Consider the following 19476-nt stretch of genomic DNA (forward strand, 5'->3'; position numbering starts at 1 on the left):
TAATGCATATATTAGCCGAAACTAACATATAGGGGGAAAGTTTCCCTTGTCCTTGCGACGATAATAACAACATCCATTTACGCTGTTAAGCCAGGTAATTATATGAATATTAAACAAAAACTGTATTCGTTAGGTGTCATTGCTGTTTTGGGTATCATTACCCTTTTACTCAGTTCCAATTATTTTTCTAGTGCAACCAGAGAATTAACTCATGCTATCACCTTAGTCGATAAACTCGAAATTCGACTACTCAATTTACGTCGCAATGAAAAAGACTTTTTGCTGCGCAGTAACACAAGTTACCTTGATAGCTTTAAAAAGAACAGTGAACTCTTTCTGGCATTGGAATCGGAGTTATCGCCAATTCTCTCTTCAAATGAACTTGGTTCGTCAGCAGATCTACGTAATGATCTACTCTCTTACAAAAAAGGTTTCGAAGATCTGGTCGGCGCCTACGTTCAATTAGGTCTGGATAAAGAGTCTGGTTTATTCAAAAGCTACTATTCACTCCTTAACCAAGCAAGCAACGGTGTAGATAAAGAAGCCAAACTTGAACTGACTCTATTTGATAAAAATGTTCTCGCAGGTATTGTTGCGCCGGAAGGCGAAGTAGCATCAATGTCAGCACTCATCACAGCAGCAACAGCGGTTGCGCAGCAAGAGCAGAAAATCGGGCTGGAATACAATCAGGGCTTACTGGGTAACACCCGTGATCTTTCACACAATGTTGAGCAACAATTTACTACCTTTTCCGAAACACTGACTAAAGAAGTTGATGACCGCCGCGCTAAAATTGCCATGATTGAAGATGGTATCACTGTGTTTGTGATTATTGTCATTGCCGCACTTATCTTCCAAATCAGCCGCACTATTAACAATCGTGTCAACCGCATTTTAACCGTAATTCACAATATATCAGACACCAATAACATAGGTTTGCGCTCAGATATCACAGGTAAAGATGAACTAGCGTCTGTCAGCAATTATTTCAATAAACTATTAGACAAATTTGAGTCGCTGATTTCAGGTTCTCAGGCAAAATCAAATCAATTATCAGCAAGCACGACAGCGATGCATAATGAACTGGAAGATGTACTACGCCACTTCAATGTGCAGGCAGAACACACCACTATGATGGCAACCTCTGTTCAGGAAATGGTATCTGCCATCAGTGAAATTTCTGAGAGCACCAGTGTAGCGGTTGAAGGCGTACAACAAGCCTCTCACAATGCTGAAAATGGACGCCAAGTTGTAGAGTCAACCGTCGATAATATTGAGCAACTGTCTAAAACCTTAGATTCAAGCCAGAATTCCATATCTTCACTCAACAATCATGTTGAAAAGATCGGCGGCGCGGTAAACATCATTCAAGGTATAGCAGAACAGACGAACCTGCTCGCCTTAAATACAGCTATCGAAGCAGCACGTGCAGGTGAACAAGGTCGAGGGTTTGCTGTAGTTGCCGATGAAGTTCGATCACTGGCAACGAGAACGCATCAATCAACGGAAGAGATCACTAAAGTCGTTGCTGCTATTCAATCACAAATGAGCCAAGTGGTGAAAGATATTGAACAATGCAACGCCCAAAGCCAAGAGACACTGATTGACTCACGTCAGTTAGATGAGAGCCTAAGCCTTATTCTGTCTGATATGTGCAATATTCAAGCGAACTCAGAACGTATTGCTTCAGCAATTGAAGAGCAAGGTATTGTAATGAACCAAGTCAGTGAATCGATTACCGAACTGAACTCTATTTCGGAAGATAATATGCGATCGGCACAACAAGTGATGTCCGAAGTGAATATGGTGTCGCAACAAGCAAAAGAAATGGACAAAGCCGTTTCAGAATTCACAACTAAACGATGATAGAGAATTATGTGATCAAGAATGTAAAAGCTTCTTAACAACCAACAGAGCCCAGCAATGACTGGGCTCTGTTGCAACTAGACCATGTTAAGCGGGGAGCTATTCGATAGATGCCAACATCAACTTAGGTGTTTTCCAGGCATAAACAAACTCTGGGACTTCACTACTACAAGGTGCTTTCCAAAGTTGTTCAACTTGATGTTCACCGCCAATGTGATCGTAGAAATCGATGGCTTGTCGGTTTCGTTCCAGGACTTCCAAATATACCCCATTGTCCGGGAAGTAATGATCAATCCACTGAGCCATTTCACGAATCAGCATTTTGCCCATTCCCCGCCCACGATATAGGGGATCAATGTGTAGCGACTCAATGATGCTGCCACGCTCAAAATCGTGATTGCCGAATGCGCAAATGAAGCCTAATAACTTACCCTCTTCTTCTAACAATAAGATATGTTGATTAAAAGGCGGGTTAGTAAGGCGAGTTTGCCAAATCACCAGTCTGTCCGGCAGCGCTTCGTTATCAAGATACTCTTGTTTTAGTAAACCTCGGTAATGAGTTTTCCAACTGCGTACGTGCAGAGCAGCGATTGCTTCAAAATCGCTATATTCCGCTATTCTAATTTCCATTTAATAGTCCTTATAACTTCCTGTAAGGATTTACATCACTCATTGATACTATTCAATTAGCATGGAAAAGCAAAACATACTGGTCACAATTTTACTAATGTTATTTGACTTACACGTGTACGCTGATAATCTAGCGCACACGTGTAAGCCCAAAGGACTTAATCATGACAAAAAGGCCACCACTCATATGGCTAAATGTTGCTATTTTTTCACTCAGTTTTATTTTAGCTGCGGTGGTTACACCGTGGTTTGGTTGGCATTTTGGCTTCAGTGCCGAGCACTGGATTTGGCTAGCCATTAGTTTTTCATTCTGTAACCTATCGATTACTATGGGCTACCATCGCCTGTGGTCACATAAAACATTTGAAGCACACTGGCTAGTACGTCTAATCTGCGCCTTAGGGGGCGCTTTTGCACTGCAAAATAGTGCTCTTCATTGGTCTTCAGATCACCGTGTGCACCACAAGTTTGTCGACCAAAATGACAAAGACCCATACTCAGCAAAAAAAGGCTTTTGGTATTCACACATTGGATGGATGCTACGCAACTACAATCAAGCGGTTTACCACGACTACAGCAACTGTCGCGATTTACAAAAAGATACCGTTGTTATGTGGCAACATCGCTACTATGTGCCACTCGCAATAGTGATGAACCTTAGTGTTCCCGTGCTTCTGGGCATAATTTACGATGATATATTCGGTATGTTGCTCATGATTGGCGCTGTGCGTTTGGTTTTAAACCATCACACCACCTTTTTCATTAATTCACTGGCGCACATCTGGGGTTCACAGCCATACACCAATAAAAATACCGCACGTGACAATGGTTTATTGGCATTCTTCACTTTTGGCGAAGGCTACCACAATTACCACCACATCTTTGAGAACGATTATCGGAACGGCATTTACTGGTGGCAGTACGACCCAACAAAATGGCTTATCAAGTTATGTTCTTGGATTGGTCTGACGAAGAAACTGCGTAAGGCTCCCTCACTCAAAATTGAGAAAGCTCGTGCACAAATGGCGCTGGTTTATGTGCAGGACCGTATTCTGTCACTGCCAAACCACATGGTATTAATGAACAACTTCCAGCAGGAATTTGACGCATTCATCAATGAACTTCACAACTACTACGACATCAAAAAACAGCTTGTGGAAAGTAAGACAAATCTAGCAATTAAGAAATATGAACGGTCAATGCTCAAAATTCGATATGAGCAGGTTAAGCTCAATTTCCTCGAAAAAAGAAACCGTTGGCACAGAATAGTCTCACAATACGCCTAAATCCCTACTGTCTTAGAAAGTGGTGCATTAAGTACCACTTTTCTTTTTCCTTCTTTCTATTATTAGAAAATCTTTTGCGAATAATTATATTATCTAATAGTTAAAATTATTGATTTTATTCGGAGTTGTTAATAATAGAAAGCACAATACCCGGTAAATGATAGTTGTATTTTTATTGCTTTAGATCATGCAAAGTGCAAGTTGAACTCGTGCTACAAAGAAGTTTCCAGTAAATTCCCCGTAACGCTTTGCAACACATATATTTAATCTTACTTGCACGACTCTCATAGACTGGAGATTACTATGCTTGAACTTCTTATCGGGTTAGTTGTTACGATTGCTGTTGGATACTTAATCGTAAAAGGCTACAAAGCAGCTGGTGTGCTACTCACTGGCGGTCTTGTGCTACTAATACTAACTGGTATTATCGGTCATACCGTTCTGCCTAAGAGCATCGCTTCTACGGGCAACATGCTGACGGATTCGTTGGAATACGTGAAATACATGCTGCAAAACCGAGGCGGTGGCTTAGGTATGCAAATCATGCTGTTATGTGGTTTCGCGTCTTACATGACTCATATCGGCGCGAATAACGTTGTGGTGAAACAGTTTTCTAAACCACTCGCTTTCATAAAATCACCATACATTCTACTGGTTTCTGCTTATATCGTTGCTTGTTTAATGTCTCTAGCGGTTAGCTCTGCTACAGGGTTAGGCGTACTGTTAATGGCAACGTTATTCCCTATGATGACAGCAATGGGTATTTCTCGCCCAGCGGCGGCGGCAGTGTGTGCTTCACCAGCGGCAATCATCTTGTCACCAACCTCAGGTGACGTTGTAATCGCGGCCGAAAAATCAGGCTTGAGCCTGGATGTTTTCGCGGTACAAACCGTTCTACCAGTGTCAATCTGCGCCATCATCGTCATGGCAATTACCGCATACTTCTGGAATATATATCTTGATAAGAAAGACAACACGCCAATGGAACGTGTTGATATATCTGAAATTGAAGTGAACGCACCAGCTTACTATTCGATTCTGCCTTTCCTTCCAATCATTGGTGTATTTTTATTTAACGGTAAGACTATCGAAGGCTTATCTCTGGATATCTATACTATCGTTGTCGCTTCTATCTTTGTCGGCGCTCTGGTTCATTACGTAGCACGTAAATTTAACGGTAAAGAAGCGCTAGAAGATCTCGAAGTTTGTTATGACGGCATGGCTGACGCTTTCAAAGGCGTAGTAATGCTATTGGTTGCTGCAGGGGTATTTGCTCAAGGCCTGATGTCTATCGGCGCTATCGATAATCTACTTCACCTGGCAGAAACGGCTGGTGCAGGTGGCGTAGCACTGATGCTGATCCTAACTATCTTGACCGTTGCAGCGGCAATCGCAACAGGTTCAGGTAACGCACCTTTCTATGCATTTGTAGAGTTAGCACCATCATTGGCGGCGAAACTAGGCCTTAACCCTGCGTTCTTGATTATCCCTATGCTGCAAGCATCAAACCTTGGTCGTACTATTTCTCCTGTTTCAGGCGTCATCGTTGCAACTTCTGGTATGGCTCATTTGAGTCCATTTGAAGTGGTTAAACGTACATTCTTACCAGTAATGACCGGTTTAATTACCGTTATTTTAGGTACAACCGTTCTCGTTCCTATGATGGCTTAACATCATCTAAAAAACGTAACAGAAAAGGTCAGCGATTTGCTGACCTTTTTGCTATTTGTTTATCAGCAAACCTTTATGAAAGCTTCAATTTGCTTCATCGCGGTATTAATTTTACTACAATAGACTTATTCATTTGACCTGAGTCAACAGAATGTTCGTACACTACTTTAGAGGTAGCGACTATTTCTTATACACACGGATAATGTGGTTATAATTTTAGTAGCGAGTTTTATGCTTTATGTAAGGTTGGCGTATGAAAACTTCTCGTCCCAAAATATCCGAAAGCCGCCGCCGGTTCTTAAGAGATGCTTCCAGAACTGCTGTTGGTGTAGGCGCTGCAGCCTCACTTCTCGGTTTACAATCTCTGCAAAGTCAGGCAAGAGAAACCTCTGGCGTACCTATCCGCCCGCCAGGTGCTTTGCCCGGTAATGATTTTGAGAAAGCTTGCGTTCGATGCGGTCTATGTGTTCAAGCGTGCCCTTATGACACATTGAAGCTTGCGTCGCTACTATCCCCTGTAGCAGCAGGCACACCTTACTTCACCGCCAGACAAATACCTTGTGAGATGTGTGAAGACATACCTTGTGTCACGGCTTGTCCAAGCGGCGCTTTAGATCCTGCTTTAACCGATATTGACCAAGCAAGAATGGGTACAGCCGTGCTCATTGACCAAAAAAACTGCCTGAATTTTCAGGGTTTACGTTGCGATGTGTGCTACCGAATTTGCCCGGCTATCGACAAAGCCATCACCCTTGAAACCATACGTAATGAAAGAACGGGATTTCACGCCAAATTTATTCCTACCATTCATGCTGACTACTGTACCGGTTGCGGAAAATGTGAAGAAGCCTGTGTATTGGATGTAGCGGCAATAAAAGTGGTACCGACAGAGCTGGCTCAAGGCCAATTGGGTAAACACTACCGTTTAGGGTGGGAAGAACATTCTGAAGTACGCACCGATACCGATGAGCATGGTGGTGTGCCACTCAAACCATTTAACGGCAACCAGCTTTAGGAGATGCATAATGGCTAAACATTTGGCTAAAGACGCAGGTAAAGCGGCTGTTCAAAACTTAGGCTGGTGGAAAGCACATCGTTTTTTAATTTTTCGACGGATTTCTCAGCTTACTATTATTGCGTTATTTATGGCAGGCCCAACGTGGGGTGTTTTTAAAGGAAATCTTTCTTCTAGTACTCTGTTTGATGTCATTCCGTTTACAGACCCACTTTTACTACTACAGACTATAGCTGCAGGGCATTTACCAGAATTTACGGCGATTCTAGGAGCACTCATCGTAGTAGCGGTTTACGCGATTGTTGCCCCTCGAGCATTCTGCGCATGGGTTTGCCCTTTAAATATGGTGACAGATTTAGCGGCTTGGCTACGCAGAAAACTCAATGTGAAAGCAAGTTATTCGTGGCCCAAAAGCCTACGCTACTGGCTGATCCCCGTTTTGCTGATTGGCAGCGCCGTTTCCGGAAGTGCTTTATGGGTGTGGATAGACCCTGTTTCAGCACTGCACCGAGGACTTATTTTCGGAATGGGGGCTGGCTGGATGCTAATTGTGCTGGTTTTCTTACTGGACTTATTGTTAGTTGAACATGGGTGGTGCGGACATTTATGCCCTTTGGGTGCCACGTATGGCATTATTGGCAAACACAGCATCATGCGTGTGACGGCAACAAACCGAAACGCCTGTAACAAATGTATGGACTGTTTTAATGTCTGCCCTGAACCACAAGTTTTGAGAGAACCATTAAAAGATGGCGATACTCGCGTGATGGCGCAAGACTGTATTAGTTGCGGGCGTTGTATCGACGTCTGCTCTGAAAAAGTCTTCGAATTTAAAACTCGCTATTCCAAACAGTAGCTTTGACTTCCGTAATAAAAAAGGCTTCCGCAAAAAAGCGAACGACATGGTTCGCTTTTTTATTGCATTAAACACAATAATATATTGCACGCAATATAATTGTGCGATACCTTGGTGTGGAAGAAAAAATTAAAATTTGAAGTTTTCGCAATAACCGCTACAACTTCATTTAGTCATCTATAAAAACATTTCCACCGGAATACAAGGACAGAGTAATGAGCTCAATTTACGATATCGAATTAGTAACAATTGAAGGCAAACAACAAAAACTGGCTGATTTTAAAGGCAAAGCATTACTTATAGTGAACACGGCTTCTGAGTGTGGCCTAACACCACAATACGAAGCTTTAGAGAAACTTTACCAAGCGCAAAAAGACAATGGCTTGGAAATTCTAGGTTTCCCATGTAACCAATTCGGCGCTCAAGAGCCGGGACAAGAGGCAGACATTCAATCTTTCTGCACCATGCGCTTTGGTGTGACTTTCCCACTGTTCAGCAAAATTGAAGTTAATGGTGAAGGCCGTCATCCTCTTTACCAACAACTATTTTCTGCTCAACCAGAACGTACAACCGCTCCAGACAGCGGCTTTGTAGCAAAACTGAAAGGTTACGGTATCGAAGGAAAAGAAGGCGATATCTTATGGAACTTTGAGAAGTTCCTAGTAAGCAAAGATGGTGAAGTGATCGGGCATTTTGCACCGGATATGACACCAGACCATGAAATCCTAGCTAAAGCGATTGAAGCAGCACTAGCTTAATTCGTTTCAATGAAAATGCCTCGTTGTTCGGGGCATTTTCTTTTTGAGCTATTCAGTGAGTTAGAAAATCTGATTTGCAGGTTGGGAAAAAGCTGATCGATGTAGCGCATCACAGTATAGATCAACAATGCGATACTTATCATTTCTAACAGCTCTTCGATAGTATAGCCAATAGCATATAGCCATGAATCGGTACCAGAACTTTGAGCAATGACACCACCAACCAGCTCTATTCCCAGAGCGCCAGATAGGAAAACCAAACCGGAAAGCACAAATAAACCCAGAATGTTTCTCGGAAGATTGAATAGAAATTTAAAATAAGCAATTGCCAATACGATAGCTAAAATTCCATATGGAATAACCCAAGCGAAATAAAACATTCCAGATGTATGAAGCGTTTCGCGCACAGGACCCACCAGCATTTCGTGAAATTCTGAAGATTCATCAATTGACAAAAAGGTAAAAATAAAAGCAAGACCAAACCAAGCTAAAGACGGTTCTTTTCTCGTTCTGTGGATATATCCAACAAGAGCTAATAATGCACTAGCAACGAACATAGCGAACGATGAATACAAAGTCGGTACGTTCATTTCTGTATCGAAATCAACAAGGCGAATAAAGCTCTTAATGTGCGGGAAGTTCATATAGAACTTAGCGACAATTCCAGCAATATTCGCCAATAACAAAAGACCAATAATCATCAGAAAGAACTGCAGGACTTTCTGGGGCTTCAGCGTAATAGCCATTATTACTCTCTATGTATAAAATACAATGCATTAAGTTTCATCAGTATTGTACTAAACTCATTCAACACTCATAGAATCAAAATGTTAATAATGACTACTTTTGCGCTTTTTAATCCAATTCTTACTTTTACCCCAAACAATTAATTTGAATTGCCTTTACCGTTAGACTTTCCGTTGCCTTTGTTCTCATTCTTTTCTTTATTGCTATTGTTCATTTTGTTGTTATTTTTGTAAGTTTTAAGTTCTCCAGTTCCATTGCCTGGGTTTGAATATTTGGCGTGCGCAGCAAATTCAGCTTTATCTATATTGCCATCTTTATTTTTATCAAAAGAAGCAAAAGCACTGACGGAGTCTCTTCTGTTCATTTGCTTAGCTGAAGATGAATTAGCCTGCTGCATTGGCATACTTGATCGATATGTATCTAACTCAGAGACACTGATCAATCCATCTCCGTCTGTATCAACACTGTCAAATGAAGGCATCGACATTATCGGGCGGCTATCCGAGTCTTCGCTTGCTTGCGCACCAAGAGACAAAACACACCCGAACATTAATACTCCCAAGACTAATTTATTCATAGTAGGTACCTATTCGTGATTAACGACCTTATAAGCATAGAGTAGTAATCAACAAGGGCAAGTGAAGTACTGGTAATGACGATGGCAAATGGCAAATGACACATACACTGGCAAGTTACGATGCACCTTCGCAAATCAGGCTATTATCTTTCATCTCATGATGATTTTTTAACCATAAATCGGATATGCAGCAATCCCGCAGCTAGCCCCCATACAACAGAACTAATACCAAGAAATGTAACGCCAGACATCGTAATCAAGAATGTATATAGCGCCGATTCTCGTACACTCTCATCCTTAAATGCTGTCTGGAAACACATTAGCAAGGTTCCCAACAGTGCTAATCCCGCCAGAATTTGCGTCACTTTTTTAGGTAGAGCAAGGAAAATGGCTACAACTGTCGTTGCCCAAATGCCTGCAATGAGATAAAACACCCCTGCACAGATGACTGCTTTGTATCTCTGAGCTGGATCTTCATCGGCATCTTTATTCATGCAAATTGCTGCTGAGATAGCCGCCAAGTTCACGCTAAAACCACCAAAAGGTGCAAACAAAATATTCGCAGCACCTGTACCTAACAGTAGCGGTTTTACCGGCACTTCATAAGCGTGCGATCTCATCATGGCAATACCGGGTAAGTTCTGAGACAGCATAGTAATGATATAAAGCGGAAGGCTTAAGTTAATCATCGCTGAGAGTTCAAAATTCGGCGAGATCCATTCTGGCTTAGCAAAATTTAAAGTGATGTTTTGATTATCGAAAGCACCACTTACTATAGAGCAAGCTATACCAACAGCCAGTAAGATTGCCATCGTGTATTGGGGTAAAAAACGTTTACCGATTAAGAACGCTGCAAACATGACAAAGAAAATATTCGGATTTGTCATTACTGGACTAAAGATTTTTACACAGAACGAAAGCAGGATGGCGCCCAACATAGCCGTAGCTAACTGAGGGGGAATGTTCGCCAGCGCTTTGCTTAATGGCGATATCAACCCCGTTAATACGATCAATAATCCGGAAATAACAAAAGCCCCTATCACAACTTGCATCTCATATTGTCCGACAGCAGCAACCAGCATCGCTGCACCGGGTGTTGACCACGCGGTTAACACTGGCTTTTTAAAAAACCAAGAGAACAAGATTGATGTGACCCCCATTGCAACGCCAAGCGCCAGTAACCAACTTTCAATTTGAGAAGATGTTGCGCCAGCCGCTGTTGCCGCTTGAATAATAATGACCACTGAACTGGTGTAGCCGACTAATACCGCTGTAAAGCCAGCCGATACGTGGCTCAGGTTGAACCATCCCTTTTGCATTTGTCTGTTATCCTTGAAAAACACATATCCTTGAAAACACAATTGAGCATTCAATTGCCAACAGACAAAATAACATCATCAACATTTTTATAACACCGTATTCTCAAAATACTATACTTAAACTACTTGGCGTTGCAGGTGAACGAACGCAATCAACACCGCTGCAGCTTCAAGTAGGAAGAGTATATCAATATGTTAGTTTTACGTTGATAGTAAGAGGATTACGATTGAATCTTCTTCAAGCTCATTCCTTTAATATGTTCCAGTTTAAGTTTTTTATATTGAACCAGAAACAGTTCGGCACAGGAAAGTGCATCACTCGCTGCTGAATGTTCATGATAATTTGGCAACTCATAATGACGGCGCATATCGTTAAGCTGGTAGCTTTTGTGCGACCCTGTTTTACCTGCATAACTAAAGCGTTTCTCAATATGAATAGTATCGATGAAATAGCCAGGAAACACATCAATCTGATAATTCTGCTCTAAAAATGCCTCAATGAAGCCTTTTTCAATATTGCAGCTATGTGCAAGAATCACTTTGCCTTTTGCCCTTTCAAGCAAACGCTCCATGCCCTTCTCTAAGGAAACACCGTTAGCCAAAGCTTGCGGTGTTAACCCATTGATCGCTGCAGATTCCGCTTTGATGTATTCTCCGTTATCAATCAAAATTTCTTCAGAATTTGACAGCTCAATTTGCTCCAGAGTGAATTCAACCATTCCAATGGATAGGATCTTATCCTTTTGCACATTAAGCCCTGATGTTTCAAAATCGATGGCCAAATACTCAAGCTTGTCGAGTGATGTATCTAAATCAGCTAGAGGATATGACATATAATTTTTAAATGCCTTGGACCAATTTTCATTGGCCGCTGCAGACCTTCTTAATTCTTTTAACGCCGAAGAATGAGACTCAGTCCCTTTAAACATACGACGAATCATGTTTTACCCCACTAGGAACTTCAGTTTTGCCACATCCTGTAATTCACTGATAATTTTGAACGCATCTTTTAAGTGCTTTCTTTCAAAACTACTGAACTCATCCGGTGAAATATTGTTATTCGGTACACGACCAGAGAGAATTGCATTGAGTTGATGGCGGAAACGTACCTGAGTTAAAAATCGATACGCACCAATAATGTTCTGGCAACTATCTTCCGATAAAGTGCCGTGTTCAGCCGCATATCGAAAACGCTCTTCAGTCCCAGTTAAAGAACCGCCAGCAGCCAAACTAAATATGCGAGCCAAGTCGATGATCAGATTTAACGCGTACTTTTTGATATTCAGGGTGTTGCTATTCTCGCCCCCTTTTTCCAAAACTAAGCTGTTAAAGATGCTTAGTGGCGGCTGTGTATCTATAGCATCACGCACTAGAGCTGGAATAAACTTACCACTTTTTTGAATACAGTCATGCAGATGCTGCTGGATTTGTTCTGCATAGTCGCGGTTTCCATAGATAGAACGCACTTCAAGGAACACACTGATACTTAGTAGCTTGTTGTATTCCGGGCTCGAAACCCACTTACTGTAATAGTCTTTCCACACGGAAATTGGTTGGCACCATTTCGGTGATGCAGCCATATATTTACCATCACATAACGGATAACCGCATGCCGCTAGGCCGTTACACACTTTCATAGCTAAATGAGTGAAGTACGCTTTTTGGTCATCAGTTACATTATCAGATAGAACCAAAGCGCTATCCTGATCCGAAAGCATGTGCACTTCATTACGCGCATGTGAACCCGCAACAATCCAAGCGTAGTCGCAAGGTGCAGGTCCAAGCAGATCTTCGCTCAATTGAATAATGCGACGTGTAAAAGCATCCATAATAGTCGACATGACTCGCCCCTGAATTTCAGCACTTACACCACTTTCAACCAAGGCTTGGAAGATAGTTTCACGTTCTTCTTTCAACACAGCCAATGCACTAATAGAACTGGTGTATTTGATTTTCTGGATTAAGAACAGTGACTGAGTTCTGTGATTATGTACAAGGTGCGTCGTGGTTAATAAACCCACGACTTTTCTATCATTAACCACAGGTAAACAACGAATGTTGTATTGCAGCATCAGTGAAATCGCTTCGATCACTTTCGAACTGCTTTCTACCAATACTGGGTTTGGTGTCATCACCATAGAGATAGGCATATCAGTGTCGATACTGGTTGCAACCACAGAGCGAGTCATATCTCGGTCAGTAACCAAACCAGCAATCTCGTTATTCTTCATAACGACCGCACACGAACTGCGTTGTCTGCCACACATCTCTCGGGCAACGTCTTTGATTGAATCATCAACATCAACTATGGTGATGTTTTCACTGGCAATTTCACCAACGGTTCTGAAGAATAAGCCCTTGTCTTCTTTACGAGCCACCTGTTTAATCGCCGAACTCAGACGAATATTGGCTTTCGCTGCGAAGTAATCTTCGAACTCTGGGTGACTTTCGCACACATCTTTTAGGACTTGATGGGGAATCAAATACAATAACGAATCTTCAATCGCTTCCGCCTGATAACCATCTTCAGAATGCGCTAGTGGTTGCAAGAAAGTAAATCCGAATTGGTCTTCTTCACCTAAACGCGAGCGTAGCTCACCGAGCGGCGTTCTCTGTTCAATCGCACCAGTTCTAATAATGTAGAGGTAGCGCTGTTCACACAAAGCGCTGAAACCAATCACCTCCCCCTCAACCAAGTATTTTATTTTGATCGAGTTAGCGATCGTTGCTACTACTGAGGAAGGTAGTCGGTCAAAAGGGTCTATTTTGACCAAAAAATTCTGTATGTTGGGAGTAATTGAAGTACCCATATTTACCTATCTTCACTATTCACGTCGAATCGAACAAATTTGCGATTAAAGCTCATTATTTGCTATCAAAGCTTACTATTTGCTATTAACACTTGCTAATTGCTATTAAAACTTGCTAATTGTCACCAGATGTATTTCAGTTTGGCTGAGGAAGCACTATAATACTGAAACACCGTTTTAATAGTACCATTTTACAGTACTTAAATACTGCTTTGCTATGTAAAAATCTGGCAAGTTTTGATAAAAATTAGCGGTGTAAGGCTTTATAACTAACCTTAGAAACATAATTTAATATCATGTTTTTAAAAAGAAATACAAAATTGAATGCATTTGTTTTTGTTCATTTTAGATTTGTCGTTTTATACAAGAAAAGTGTTACACTTCACTAAAATGAAAAGTAGTTTTAAAAAAATAATTGCACAATTTAAACTTTTTCTGTACTGTACCAATCATAAAACACCGTAAGGCTAATGCTGAACTCGTTGCTGTGAGCTTAGTATTAGTAACAAAAGTGAGATTACCTGAACTCGCCCAAATACATCGGTGAGCTAAGTACAGTCAAAAACGGTTCTGAGTGACTTTCGAGTATAACTCAGTTGTCTATAACCTTTTTGGTGTGAGAGTTTGATGGAATTTTCGTTTGCTCAGGCTTTAGGTTTTGTCAGTTTTGCTTTAGGTATCTCTACCTTTTATCAGAAAGATGATCGTAAATTGAAAATCATCATGTTGATTTTTAACATTAATCACTTGATTCACTTCTTTTTACTTGGGTCAATGACGTCGACATTAAGCGCGGCGTTATCTGCGGCAAGAACGGGGACGTCGATATACACGTCTTCAAAATATGTTGCTGCAATATTTGTAGTGTTAGGTCTTGGATTAGGCTTGAGCATTACTAACCATTGGTGGGACATGTGGCCTATCCTTGGAACAGTTATCGGTACATACGCAGTATTTATGCTTAAAGGCATTGCTATGCGTATCGCCTTCTTAACTGGCGGTGTTTGTTGGCTAATAAACAACATTATCGTCGGATCGATTGGCGGGACTATGCTGGAAGCAACGTTGATTTGTGTTAACTTGCTTACCATTTATCGCTTGCTTGGCGATAAGAAGAGAACCGCAATTCCATCAGAAGCAATATAAGTAAGGGCAAGCAATGTTCGTATACAACAAAGACGTGAAATTAGAAGACTTGGGCAATGGTGTTTCTCGCAAGATCCTTGCGTACAGCGATAACATCATGAGCGTAGAAGTGTACTTCGAGAAAGGTGCGGTTGGCGCGATGCACAACCACCCACATGAGCAGCTAACTTACGTTCTGTCTGGCGAATTTGAATTCACTATCGGTGACGAGAAGAAAATCGTGAAAGCGGGTGACGCGCTGTATAAAGAGCCAAACATTATGCACGGCTGTGTGTGTCTGGAAAAAGGCGCTCTTCTGGATAACTTTACACCAATGCGTAAAGACTTCATCGCTTAATTATCTATTTCTTATAACAACTATACTCAAACTACTTGAAGTTGCAGGTAGGCGGCAAGTGAGCGAATCCCCATGAGCATAGATAAACTATGTGATTGGGGTGAGCGAGCGCAGTCCCCATACCAAAACATAAAGCGCTGCAGCTTCAAGTAGGAAGAGTATATATTCCGGCTCCCGACGTATAGGGATGAATGGATCTCCTTGCCAGTCTTTTAGACTGGCTTTTTTTATCGGTTAAAACAATAGGTTTATCCGCTTTCCTATTAGATATAGTTGTTATAGTAATGCCTTGCGAAATTGATGTTTAAAGAGAGAACAAGATGGAATCTAGCCAGAAGTTTGATTCACTATTTCAGCTAAACCTGACGAATGATGTACATCAATATTGGCCACAATCAGCGACTACTGAAAACTTAACCGCGTCTGTCTGGCATAGAGACCATCTCGACCTTTCGTCAAACAGACTTATCGCAGGTGTTGCTACACCAGAACTGATGGTTTTTACACCTGCACAGCCCAACGGTATTGGAATTGTCGTTTTTCCCGGAGGTAGCTATCAAAGGATCTCTATTGATAACGAAGGTCGCGATATTGGCGTTGCTTTGTCTCAACTGGGTTACACCGTCTTTGTCGCTACGTATCGAATGCCAGGTGAAAACCATCGCTTTGGTTCTGAAACCTCATTAGCTGATGCTCAACGCGCAGTTCGTTGGGTACGAGGCAACAGCGAGAACTGGAATATAGAAAAAGTAGGAATACTGGGGTTTTCTGCCGGTGGGCACTTAGCAGGCCAACTGGCTACGCGATTTGATACCTCTATCTATGATGCATTAGACGAATTTGATTCACTCTCAGCTAAACCCGATTTCTGTGGACTAATCTACCCCGTGGTCACGATGGATGAAAAATTCGGACATAAAGGTTCTGCTTATGAATTGCTGGGTTCGCACATGACCGGGGAAGAGCTCAACCGCTACTCTATTGAAAAATGTGTGCATCGTAATATGCCCGCTTGTTTTCTGGTGCACGCTAACGATGATGAATCCGTACCGGTAGAAAATAGTCTGCTTCTTTGGCAAGCTTTACGTGCACAACATATTGCAGTTGAAATGCACCTGTTCAATGATGGTGGACACGGATTTGGTATTCATGGGGTAGAAAATAAACCAGCACGTCAATGGCCTGAGCTTTTTCATAATTGGATTAGTCACGCTTTAAGAGAAAAATAAGCAAAAAATGCTCGTCCCCACGGTCCTCCGTGGGGATGAATATAGCACTTATCTTATACCTTATGCTGCGCTTTCTAACTTCTTCAAATAGTTCTTCAGCCAGCCTAGCCTCATCATTCGAAGATAGAAGATCACACCTCGTATCCACCAATCGGCAAACATCCCAAACCAGATGCCATAAATACCAAATTCAAAATAAATCCCAAATATGTAGCCAAGAACAATACGACCGCCCCACATGCTGGCAATCGAAATATACATAGCAAACTTCGCATCTTTGGCACCTTTAAATGCAGCAGGAAGAACCCAGGAAGCGGCCCATACCGGCATCATAATGGCATTGAGCAAGATTAAGTTAAGGATAACTTCGACAACCTCGGCTTCATCTGTATACCAAGCTGCCATATATGGCGATAAAGGTACAAACACTGCCGAAAACAAGCAGAGCACTATGGTTGCAGTCCAGAAAATAAGCTGCATTTCCTGAAACGCAACTTTCGGTTTGTTCTGTCCTAACCGTTTTCCAACCAACACTGTTGATGTCATTGCCAATGCATTTCCTGGGATATTCAGCAACAGTAACAGTGAGAAGGTAATAACATTACCCGCCATCGCCACTGTCCCCAAACCGGCAACCATGATTTGCGTGATAAGTTTACCCAAGTTAAACATCAGGGATTCAACACTGGCTGGAACGCCCACACTCAAAATATCGAAAAGGATCTTCTTATCAAACCCAGTAAAATACTGTCGGAGGCTGACGATAAAGGTACTGTTGCGAGTCAGGCAGGCTAAGATGATAACCGCGCCAGCCCAGCGAGCTAAAGTAATTCCCAGAGCAGCACCAAGCATGCCAAACCCTTGCCATTCAATGCCAAACAAACCATGTAGTCCATAAATTAATGGATAGCTGAATAAGATGTTTAGCACATTCATGGCAATGTTCGACATAGCAGGTAATCGTGAATTGCCTACCGCTCTCAAGATGCCGCTACCGACAAGCGTAATTGCCAACGCCGGATAACTCAGAGCAACCAGATTTAAATACCTATCACTAAGAGCAATAACTTCATCTTCTGCACCATAAGCAACGATATAGAGCATTGAGCCAGAAAACAGGAAGATTGAGAGCATGGAGACAAGAGCAACAAACATCCCCAGCACCATCACCTGCCCCGCAGCAGATAATGCTGATGGTCTATCCCCTCGCCCAAAAGATTGAGCAACGACAACAGAACCACCGAGCGCCACGGCCGTCATTACAGAAATAATGATCCAGGTAATGCCGTCAGTAAAACCGACTGCTGCTGTCTTATCCGCCCCCAAACGCGCAACAAGCACAGTACTGATGATTCCCATCAGTACCACGCAAGAAAGCTCCAGGATGATTGGCCAAGTAAATGGCCAAACATGGCGTTTTAATAAAACTTTGTGACGATAACGAACTTTAAAAAACAAATTTGGAAACAAAGACCCATGAGGTTTATGCCCGCTGGGTCCTGGTTCCGAAGAAGAGTTTGACACGGCGACTCCTACTGTCTGTTAATCTTAATAATTAACGCGCAACCATAGCCATTTCATTGTGAGGCTGACCATATATTACATCGCGGTCATATACCACTTTTATTTCACCATTTACATTACGATCACCGTGTAAATATCCGCCGGTTGAAATCATTTGCGGAATATCATCGTATACACCTGCATAAGCTGCTTCTAAAGCCACTAATGCATAAGCAATTGGGTCATCTAAGCGAGCATTCTGTTGTGAAAGATCTTCAACAAACAACCCACTCTCTTGGTGGTAATGTTTAGCAATCAAGTTTTGTGCAACACAATCAGCCAGTTCAAGCAGACGTATATCCTCACAGTGTTGATAGAGTTCGAGTAACGCAAATAATAGGTAAGTTGAAGCAATTGACGTATCTTTGGCAACAGAGGTTGGCACCAAAGACGTCACATCCAATGAGCCAAGAGCAAAACGTTCAAACATCTTCGCCGCAAGTTCTTTCACTTGTGGATTAGTGCTTGCGCGTGACGCACGGATCAGCGTCAGCAAATAAGCAGGGTCTGCCGGACGGCGAGCCAGTGTGGTACCCATCTCTCCGTAGTAACCGTGGCGTTTAAACGTAAAGCCAGTTAAATCCATTCCATCTGTCCACATTGGAAGTACTTCATTCGTCTTCGCATCCCAAGCGTGAGAGAAATAGCCCACAATGCCTTCGATAACCCAGTTTAGCCACTCTTCGTCATTAAGATTCTGTACACAAGACAGCATCGCTAGCGGGTTATCCACCACCACAGCCCAACAATCGCGGAACAATACGTTTGCTTCGCGGGCAATGTCGCCGAATTCAGGACCAAACTGACGCTTAGCTCGGTCACCAAACCATGAGTAAGTCAGACGGTCATCTTCAGGAATAGGTTCACGCTGTTTCGGTGAAGAGAACTGATACACCGGCATGTGCGTTTCAGGGTGACGAGCCGCGACAAACTGGCGATAGAGGTGTTTCGCCCACTTCAGTGCGTTTTCATCACCGGTGTAGCGGTAATAGTGACAGGCTGCGTAAATTAAATCGGTTGATGCATTAACAAACGTTAAACCCACCGTTTCCGGCAATTCTGGCCATTTTGCAGGGTCAACCACTTCTTTTGCTTGATGAAGCTTAAATAAATCCGCAGGAAACGCTTTACCGTATTGACCGTGACGAGTTAAATCGAGCTTTTCCCAATCCGTTACGTGCGCAGCCCAAAAACCTTGCAAAAAATTCTCAGTCGCTTCTGGCTGCATTTGAAATAGCAAATCATAAAAAGGGAAATGATGCTTAAGCTCATGAACACACTCTTTACTTGCTGGTCCCTCGATATCGCCATTTTCTAGGTTTACAAAGCGATGCCCACCCCACTGTAGTAAGCCACTGATTTTATCTGCGTAGTTTTCGAGAAAGTATTCTGTGATGTTTTGCGCTTCATGCAGATACAAGTTATTGCCCGTTAACATGCTTAGCGCTAAATAGCCACGCATTAGGTTTTGTTGACTGGCAAAATTGCTCATCGGTACATGATGACCATCGGGATAAATCCACTCAACCGGCTTTAGCGTTTTAACATTAATACCATCCGCCATTAAAGGGCTATGAGAAGATTTTCCAAGCTCTAAAGACTGTTGATAGAAACGATTAATGATGGGAAGCAGAGAAACTCGAGACTCAGACATAATACTCTCCAA

At 42.3% G+C, this 19476-nt stretch carries 17 protein-coding genes; 9 read left to right on the plus strand and 8 right to left on the minus strand.

Going from position 1 to position 19476, the window contains the following annotated elements; genetic code table 11:
* Positions 1 to 102: 102 nt before the first annotated feature.
* Positions 103 to 1866, plus strand: coding sequence for a methyl-accepting chemotaxis protein (locus ACK5MF_RS15995; protein WP_416923565.1), 1764 nt, complete (start codon positions 103 to 105; stop codon positions 1864 to 1866).
* Between the two features lie 99 nt (positions 1867 to 1965).
* On the opposite strand, the gene ACK5MF_RS16000 is transcribed toward ACK5MF_RS15995, so the two are convergent.
* Positions 1966 to 2496, minus strand: a complete 531-nt coding sequence (locus ACK5MF_RS16000) for a GNAT family N-acetyltransferase (RefSeq protein ID WP_416923566.1) — start codon at positions 2494 to 2496, stop codon at positions 1966 to 1968.
* 164 nt (positions 2497 to 2660) lie between these two features.
* Here ACK5MF_RS16000 and ACK5MF_RS16005 point away from each other — a divergent pair, with 164 nt between their 5' ends.
* The 5 genes from ACK5MF_RS16005 (at position 2661) to ACK5MF_RS16025 (ending at position 8082) form a co-directional block, all read left to right on the plus strand.
* Positions 2661 to 3782, plus strand: coding sequence for an acyl-CoA desaturase (locus ACK5MF_RS16005; RefSeq protein WP_416923567.1), 1122 nt, complete (start codon positions 2661 to 2663; stop codon positions 3780 to 3782).
* Between the two features lie 303 nt (positions 3783 to 4085).
* On the plus strand, positions 4086 to 5453 hold the full coding sequence (dcuC, locus tag ACK5MF_RS16010) for an anaerobic C4-dicarboxylate transporter DcuC (protein ID WP_416923568.1): 1368 nt from the start codon (positions 4086 to 4088) through the stop codon (positions 5451 to 5453).
* Positions 5454 to 5706: 253 nt separating this feature from the next.
* Positions 5707 to 6468: a ferredoxin-type protein NapG gene (napG, locus tag ACK5MF_RS16015; RefSeq protein ID WP_416923569.1), complete on the plus strand. Its 762-nt coding sequence runs from the start codon at positions 5707 to 5709 to the stop codon at positions 6466 to 6468.
* Positions 6469 to 6478: 10 nt separating this feature from the next.
* Entirely contained in the window at positions 6479 to 7324 is an 846-nt protein-coding gene (napH, locus tag ACK5MF_RS16020) for a quinol dehydrogenase ferredoxin subunit NapH (protein ID WP_416923570.1), read from the plus strand.
* Between the two features lie 215 nt (positions 7325 to 7539).
* Entirely contained in the window at positions 7540 to 8082 is a 543-nt protein-coding gene (locus tag ACK5MF_RS16025) for a glutathione peroxidase (protein WP_416923571.1), read from the plus strand.
* On the opposite strand, the gene ACK5MF_RS16030 is transcribed toward ACK5MF_RS16025, so the two are convergent.
* The 5 genes from ACK5MF_RS16030 to ACK5MF_RS16050 form a co-directional block, all read right to left on the minus strand.
* On the minus strand, positions 8079 to 8828 hold the full coding sequence (locus ACK5MF_RS16030; RefSeq protein ID WP_416923572.1) for a hypothetical protein: 750 nt from the start codon (positions 8826 to 8828) through the stop codon (positions 8079 to 8081). The two genes, ACK5MF_RS16025 and ACK5MF_RS16030, sit on opposite strands and share 4 nt — an antisense overlap.
* A gap of 140 nt (positions 8829 to 8968) precedes the next feature.
* Entirely contained in the window at positions 8969 to 9406 is a 438-nt protein-coding gene (locus ACK5MF_RS16035) for an EF-hand domain-containing protein (RefSeq protein WP_416923573.1), read from the minus strand.
* Between the two features lie 155 nt (positions 9407 to 9561).
* Positions 9562 to 10725 carry a benzoate/H(+) symporter BenE family transporter gene (locus ACK5MF_RS16040; protein ID WP_416923574.1) on the minus strand — a complete coding sequence of 388 codons (1164 nt, stop codon included), beginning with the start codon at positions 10723 to 10725 and terminating at the stop codon, positions 9562 to 9564.
* 221 nt (positions 10726 to 10946) lie between these two features.
* Complete coding sequence (locus ACK5MF_RS16045; RefSeq protein WP_416923575.1) at positions 10947 to 11558, minus strand: exonuclease domain-containing protein; 612 nt, start codon at positions 11556 to 11558, stop codon at positions 10947 to 10949.
* 111 nt (positions 11559 to 11669) lie between these two features.
* Positions 11670 to 13535, minus strand: a complete 1866-nt coding sequence (locus ACK5MF_RS16050) for a DUF294 nucleotidyltransferase-like domain-containing protein (RefSeq protein ID WP_416923576.1) — start codon at positions 13533 to 13535, stop codon at positions 11670 to 11672.
* A gap of 627 nt (positions 13536 to 14162) precedes the next feature.
* On the opposite strand from ACK5MF_RS16050, the gene ACK5MF_RS16055 reads away from it, so the two are divergent.
* From ACK5MF_RS16055 to ACK5MF_RS16065, 3 genes are all read left to right on the plus strand, one after another.
* Positions 14163 to 14681, plus strand: coding sequence for a YgjV family protein (locus ACK5MF_RS16055; protein ID WP_416923577.1), 519 nt, complete (start codon positions 14163 to 14165; stop codon positions 14679 to 14681).
* A gap of 13 nt (positions 14682 to 14694) precedes the next feature.
* Positions 14695 to 15018, plus strand: coding sequence for a cupin domain-containing protein (locus tag ACK5MF_RS16060; protein ID WP_416923578.1), 324 nt, complete (start codon positions 14695 to 14697; stop codon positions 15016 to 15018).
* Between the two features lie 320 nt (positions 15019 to 15338).
* Positions 15339 to 16247: an alpha/beta hydrolase gene (locus ACK5MF_RS16065; RefSeq protein ID WP_416923579.1), complete on the plus strand. Its 909-nt coding sequence runs from the start codon at positions 15339 to 15341 to the stop codon at positions 16245 to 16247.
* Positions 16248 to 16307: 60 nt separating this feature from the next.
* Here ACK5MF_RS16065 and ACK5MF_RS16070 read toward each other — a convergent pair whose 3' ends face one another.
* Both ACK5MF_RS16070 and ACK5MF_RS16075 read right to left on the minus strand, forming a co-directional pair.
* On the minus strand, positions 16308 to 17771 hold the full coding sequence (locus ACK5MF_RS16070) for an EmmdR/YeeO family multidrug/toxin efflux MATE transporter (protein ID WP_416923580.1): 1464 nt from the start codon (positions 17769 to 17771) through the stop codon (positions 16308 to 16310).
* Positions 17772 to 17802: 31 nt separating this feature from the next.
* On the minus strand, positions 17803 to 19464 hold the full coding sequence (locus ACK5MF_RS16075) for a pectate lyase (RefSeq protein ID WP_416923581.1): 1662 nt from the start codon (positions 19462 to 19464) through the stop codon (positions 17803 to 17805).
* Between the last annotated feature and the right edge of the window lie 12 nt (positions 19465 to 19476).

The organism is Vibrio sp. (assembly GCF_047973365.1).
Taxonomy (GTDB): domain Bacteria; phylum Pseudomonadota; class Gammaproteobacteria; order Enterobacterales; family Vibrionaceae; genus Vibrio.

Excerpts from the sequence above, each read along its gene's own strand:
- ACK5MF_RS16040 (WP_416923574.1), bottom strand. The coding sequence starts at position 10,725 with ATGCAAAAGGGATGGTTCAACCTGAGCCACGTATCGGCTGGCTTTACA.
- napG (WP_416923569.1), top strand. The coding sequence starts at position 5,707 with ATGAAAACTTCTCGTCCCAAAATATCCGAAAGCCGCCGCCGGTTCTTA.
- dcuC (WP_416923568.1), top strand. The coding sequence starts at position 4,086 with ATGCTTGAACTTCTTATCGGGTTAGTTGTTACGATTGCTGTTGGATAC.
- ACK5MF_RS16030 (WP_416923572.1), bottom strand. The coding sequence starts at position 8,828 with ATGGCTATTACGCTGAAGCCCCAGAAAGTCCTGCAGTTCTTTCTGATG.
- ACK5MF_RS16045 (WP_416923575.1), bottom strand. The coding sequence starts at position 11,558 with ATGTCATATCCTCTAGCTGATTTAGATACATCACTCGACAAGCTTGAG.
- ACK5MF_RS16060 (WP_416923578.1), top strand. The coding sequence starts at position 14,695 with ATGTTCGTATACAACAAAGACGTGAAATTAGAAGACTTGGGCAATGGT.
- ACK5MF_RS16055 (WP_416923577.1), top strand. The coding sequence starts at position 14,163 with ATGGAATTTTCGTTTGCTCAGGCTTTAGGTTTTGTCAGTTTTGCTTTA.
- ACK5MF_RS16025 (WP_416923571.1), top strand. The coding sequence starts at position 7,540 with ATGAGCTCAATTTACGATATCGAATTAGTAACAATTGAAGGCAAACAA.
- napH (WP_416923570.1), top strand. The coding sequence starts at position 6,479 with ATGGCTAAACATTTGGCTAAAGACGCAGGTAAAGCGGCTGTTCAAAAC.
- ACK5MF_RS16065 (WP_416923579.1), top strand. The coding sequence starts at position 15,339 with ATGGAATCTAGCCAGAAGTTTGATTCACTATTTCAGCTAAACCTGACG.
- ACK5MF_RS16050 (WP_416923576.1), bottom strand. The coding sequence starts at position 13,535 with ATGGGTACTTCAATTACTCCCAACATACAGAATTTTTTGGTCAAAATA.
- ACK5MF_RS16005 (WP_416923567.1), top strand. The coding sequence starts at position 2,661 with ATGACAAAAAGGCCACCACTCATATGGCTAAATGTTGCTATTTTTTCA.
- ACK5MF_RS15995 (WP_416923565.1), top strand. The coding sequence starts at position 103 with ATGAATATTAAACAAAAACTGTATTCGTTAGGTGTCATTGCTGTTTTG.
- ACK5MF_RS16075 (WP_416923581.1), bottom strand. The coding sequence starts at position 19,464 with ATGTCTGAGTCTCGAGTTTCTCTGCTTCCCATCATTAATCGTTTCTAT.
- ACK5MF_RS16000 (WP_416923566.1), bottom strand. The coding sequence starts at position 2,496 with ATGGAAATTAGAATAGCGGAATATAGCGATTTTGAAGCAATCGCTGCT.
- ACK5MF_RS16035 (WP_416923573.1), bottom strand. The coding sequence starts at position 9,406 with ATGAATAAATTAGTCTTGGGAGTATTAATGTTCGGGTGTGTTTTGTCT.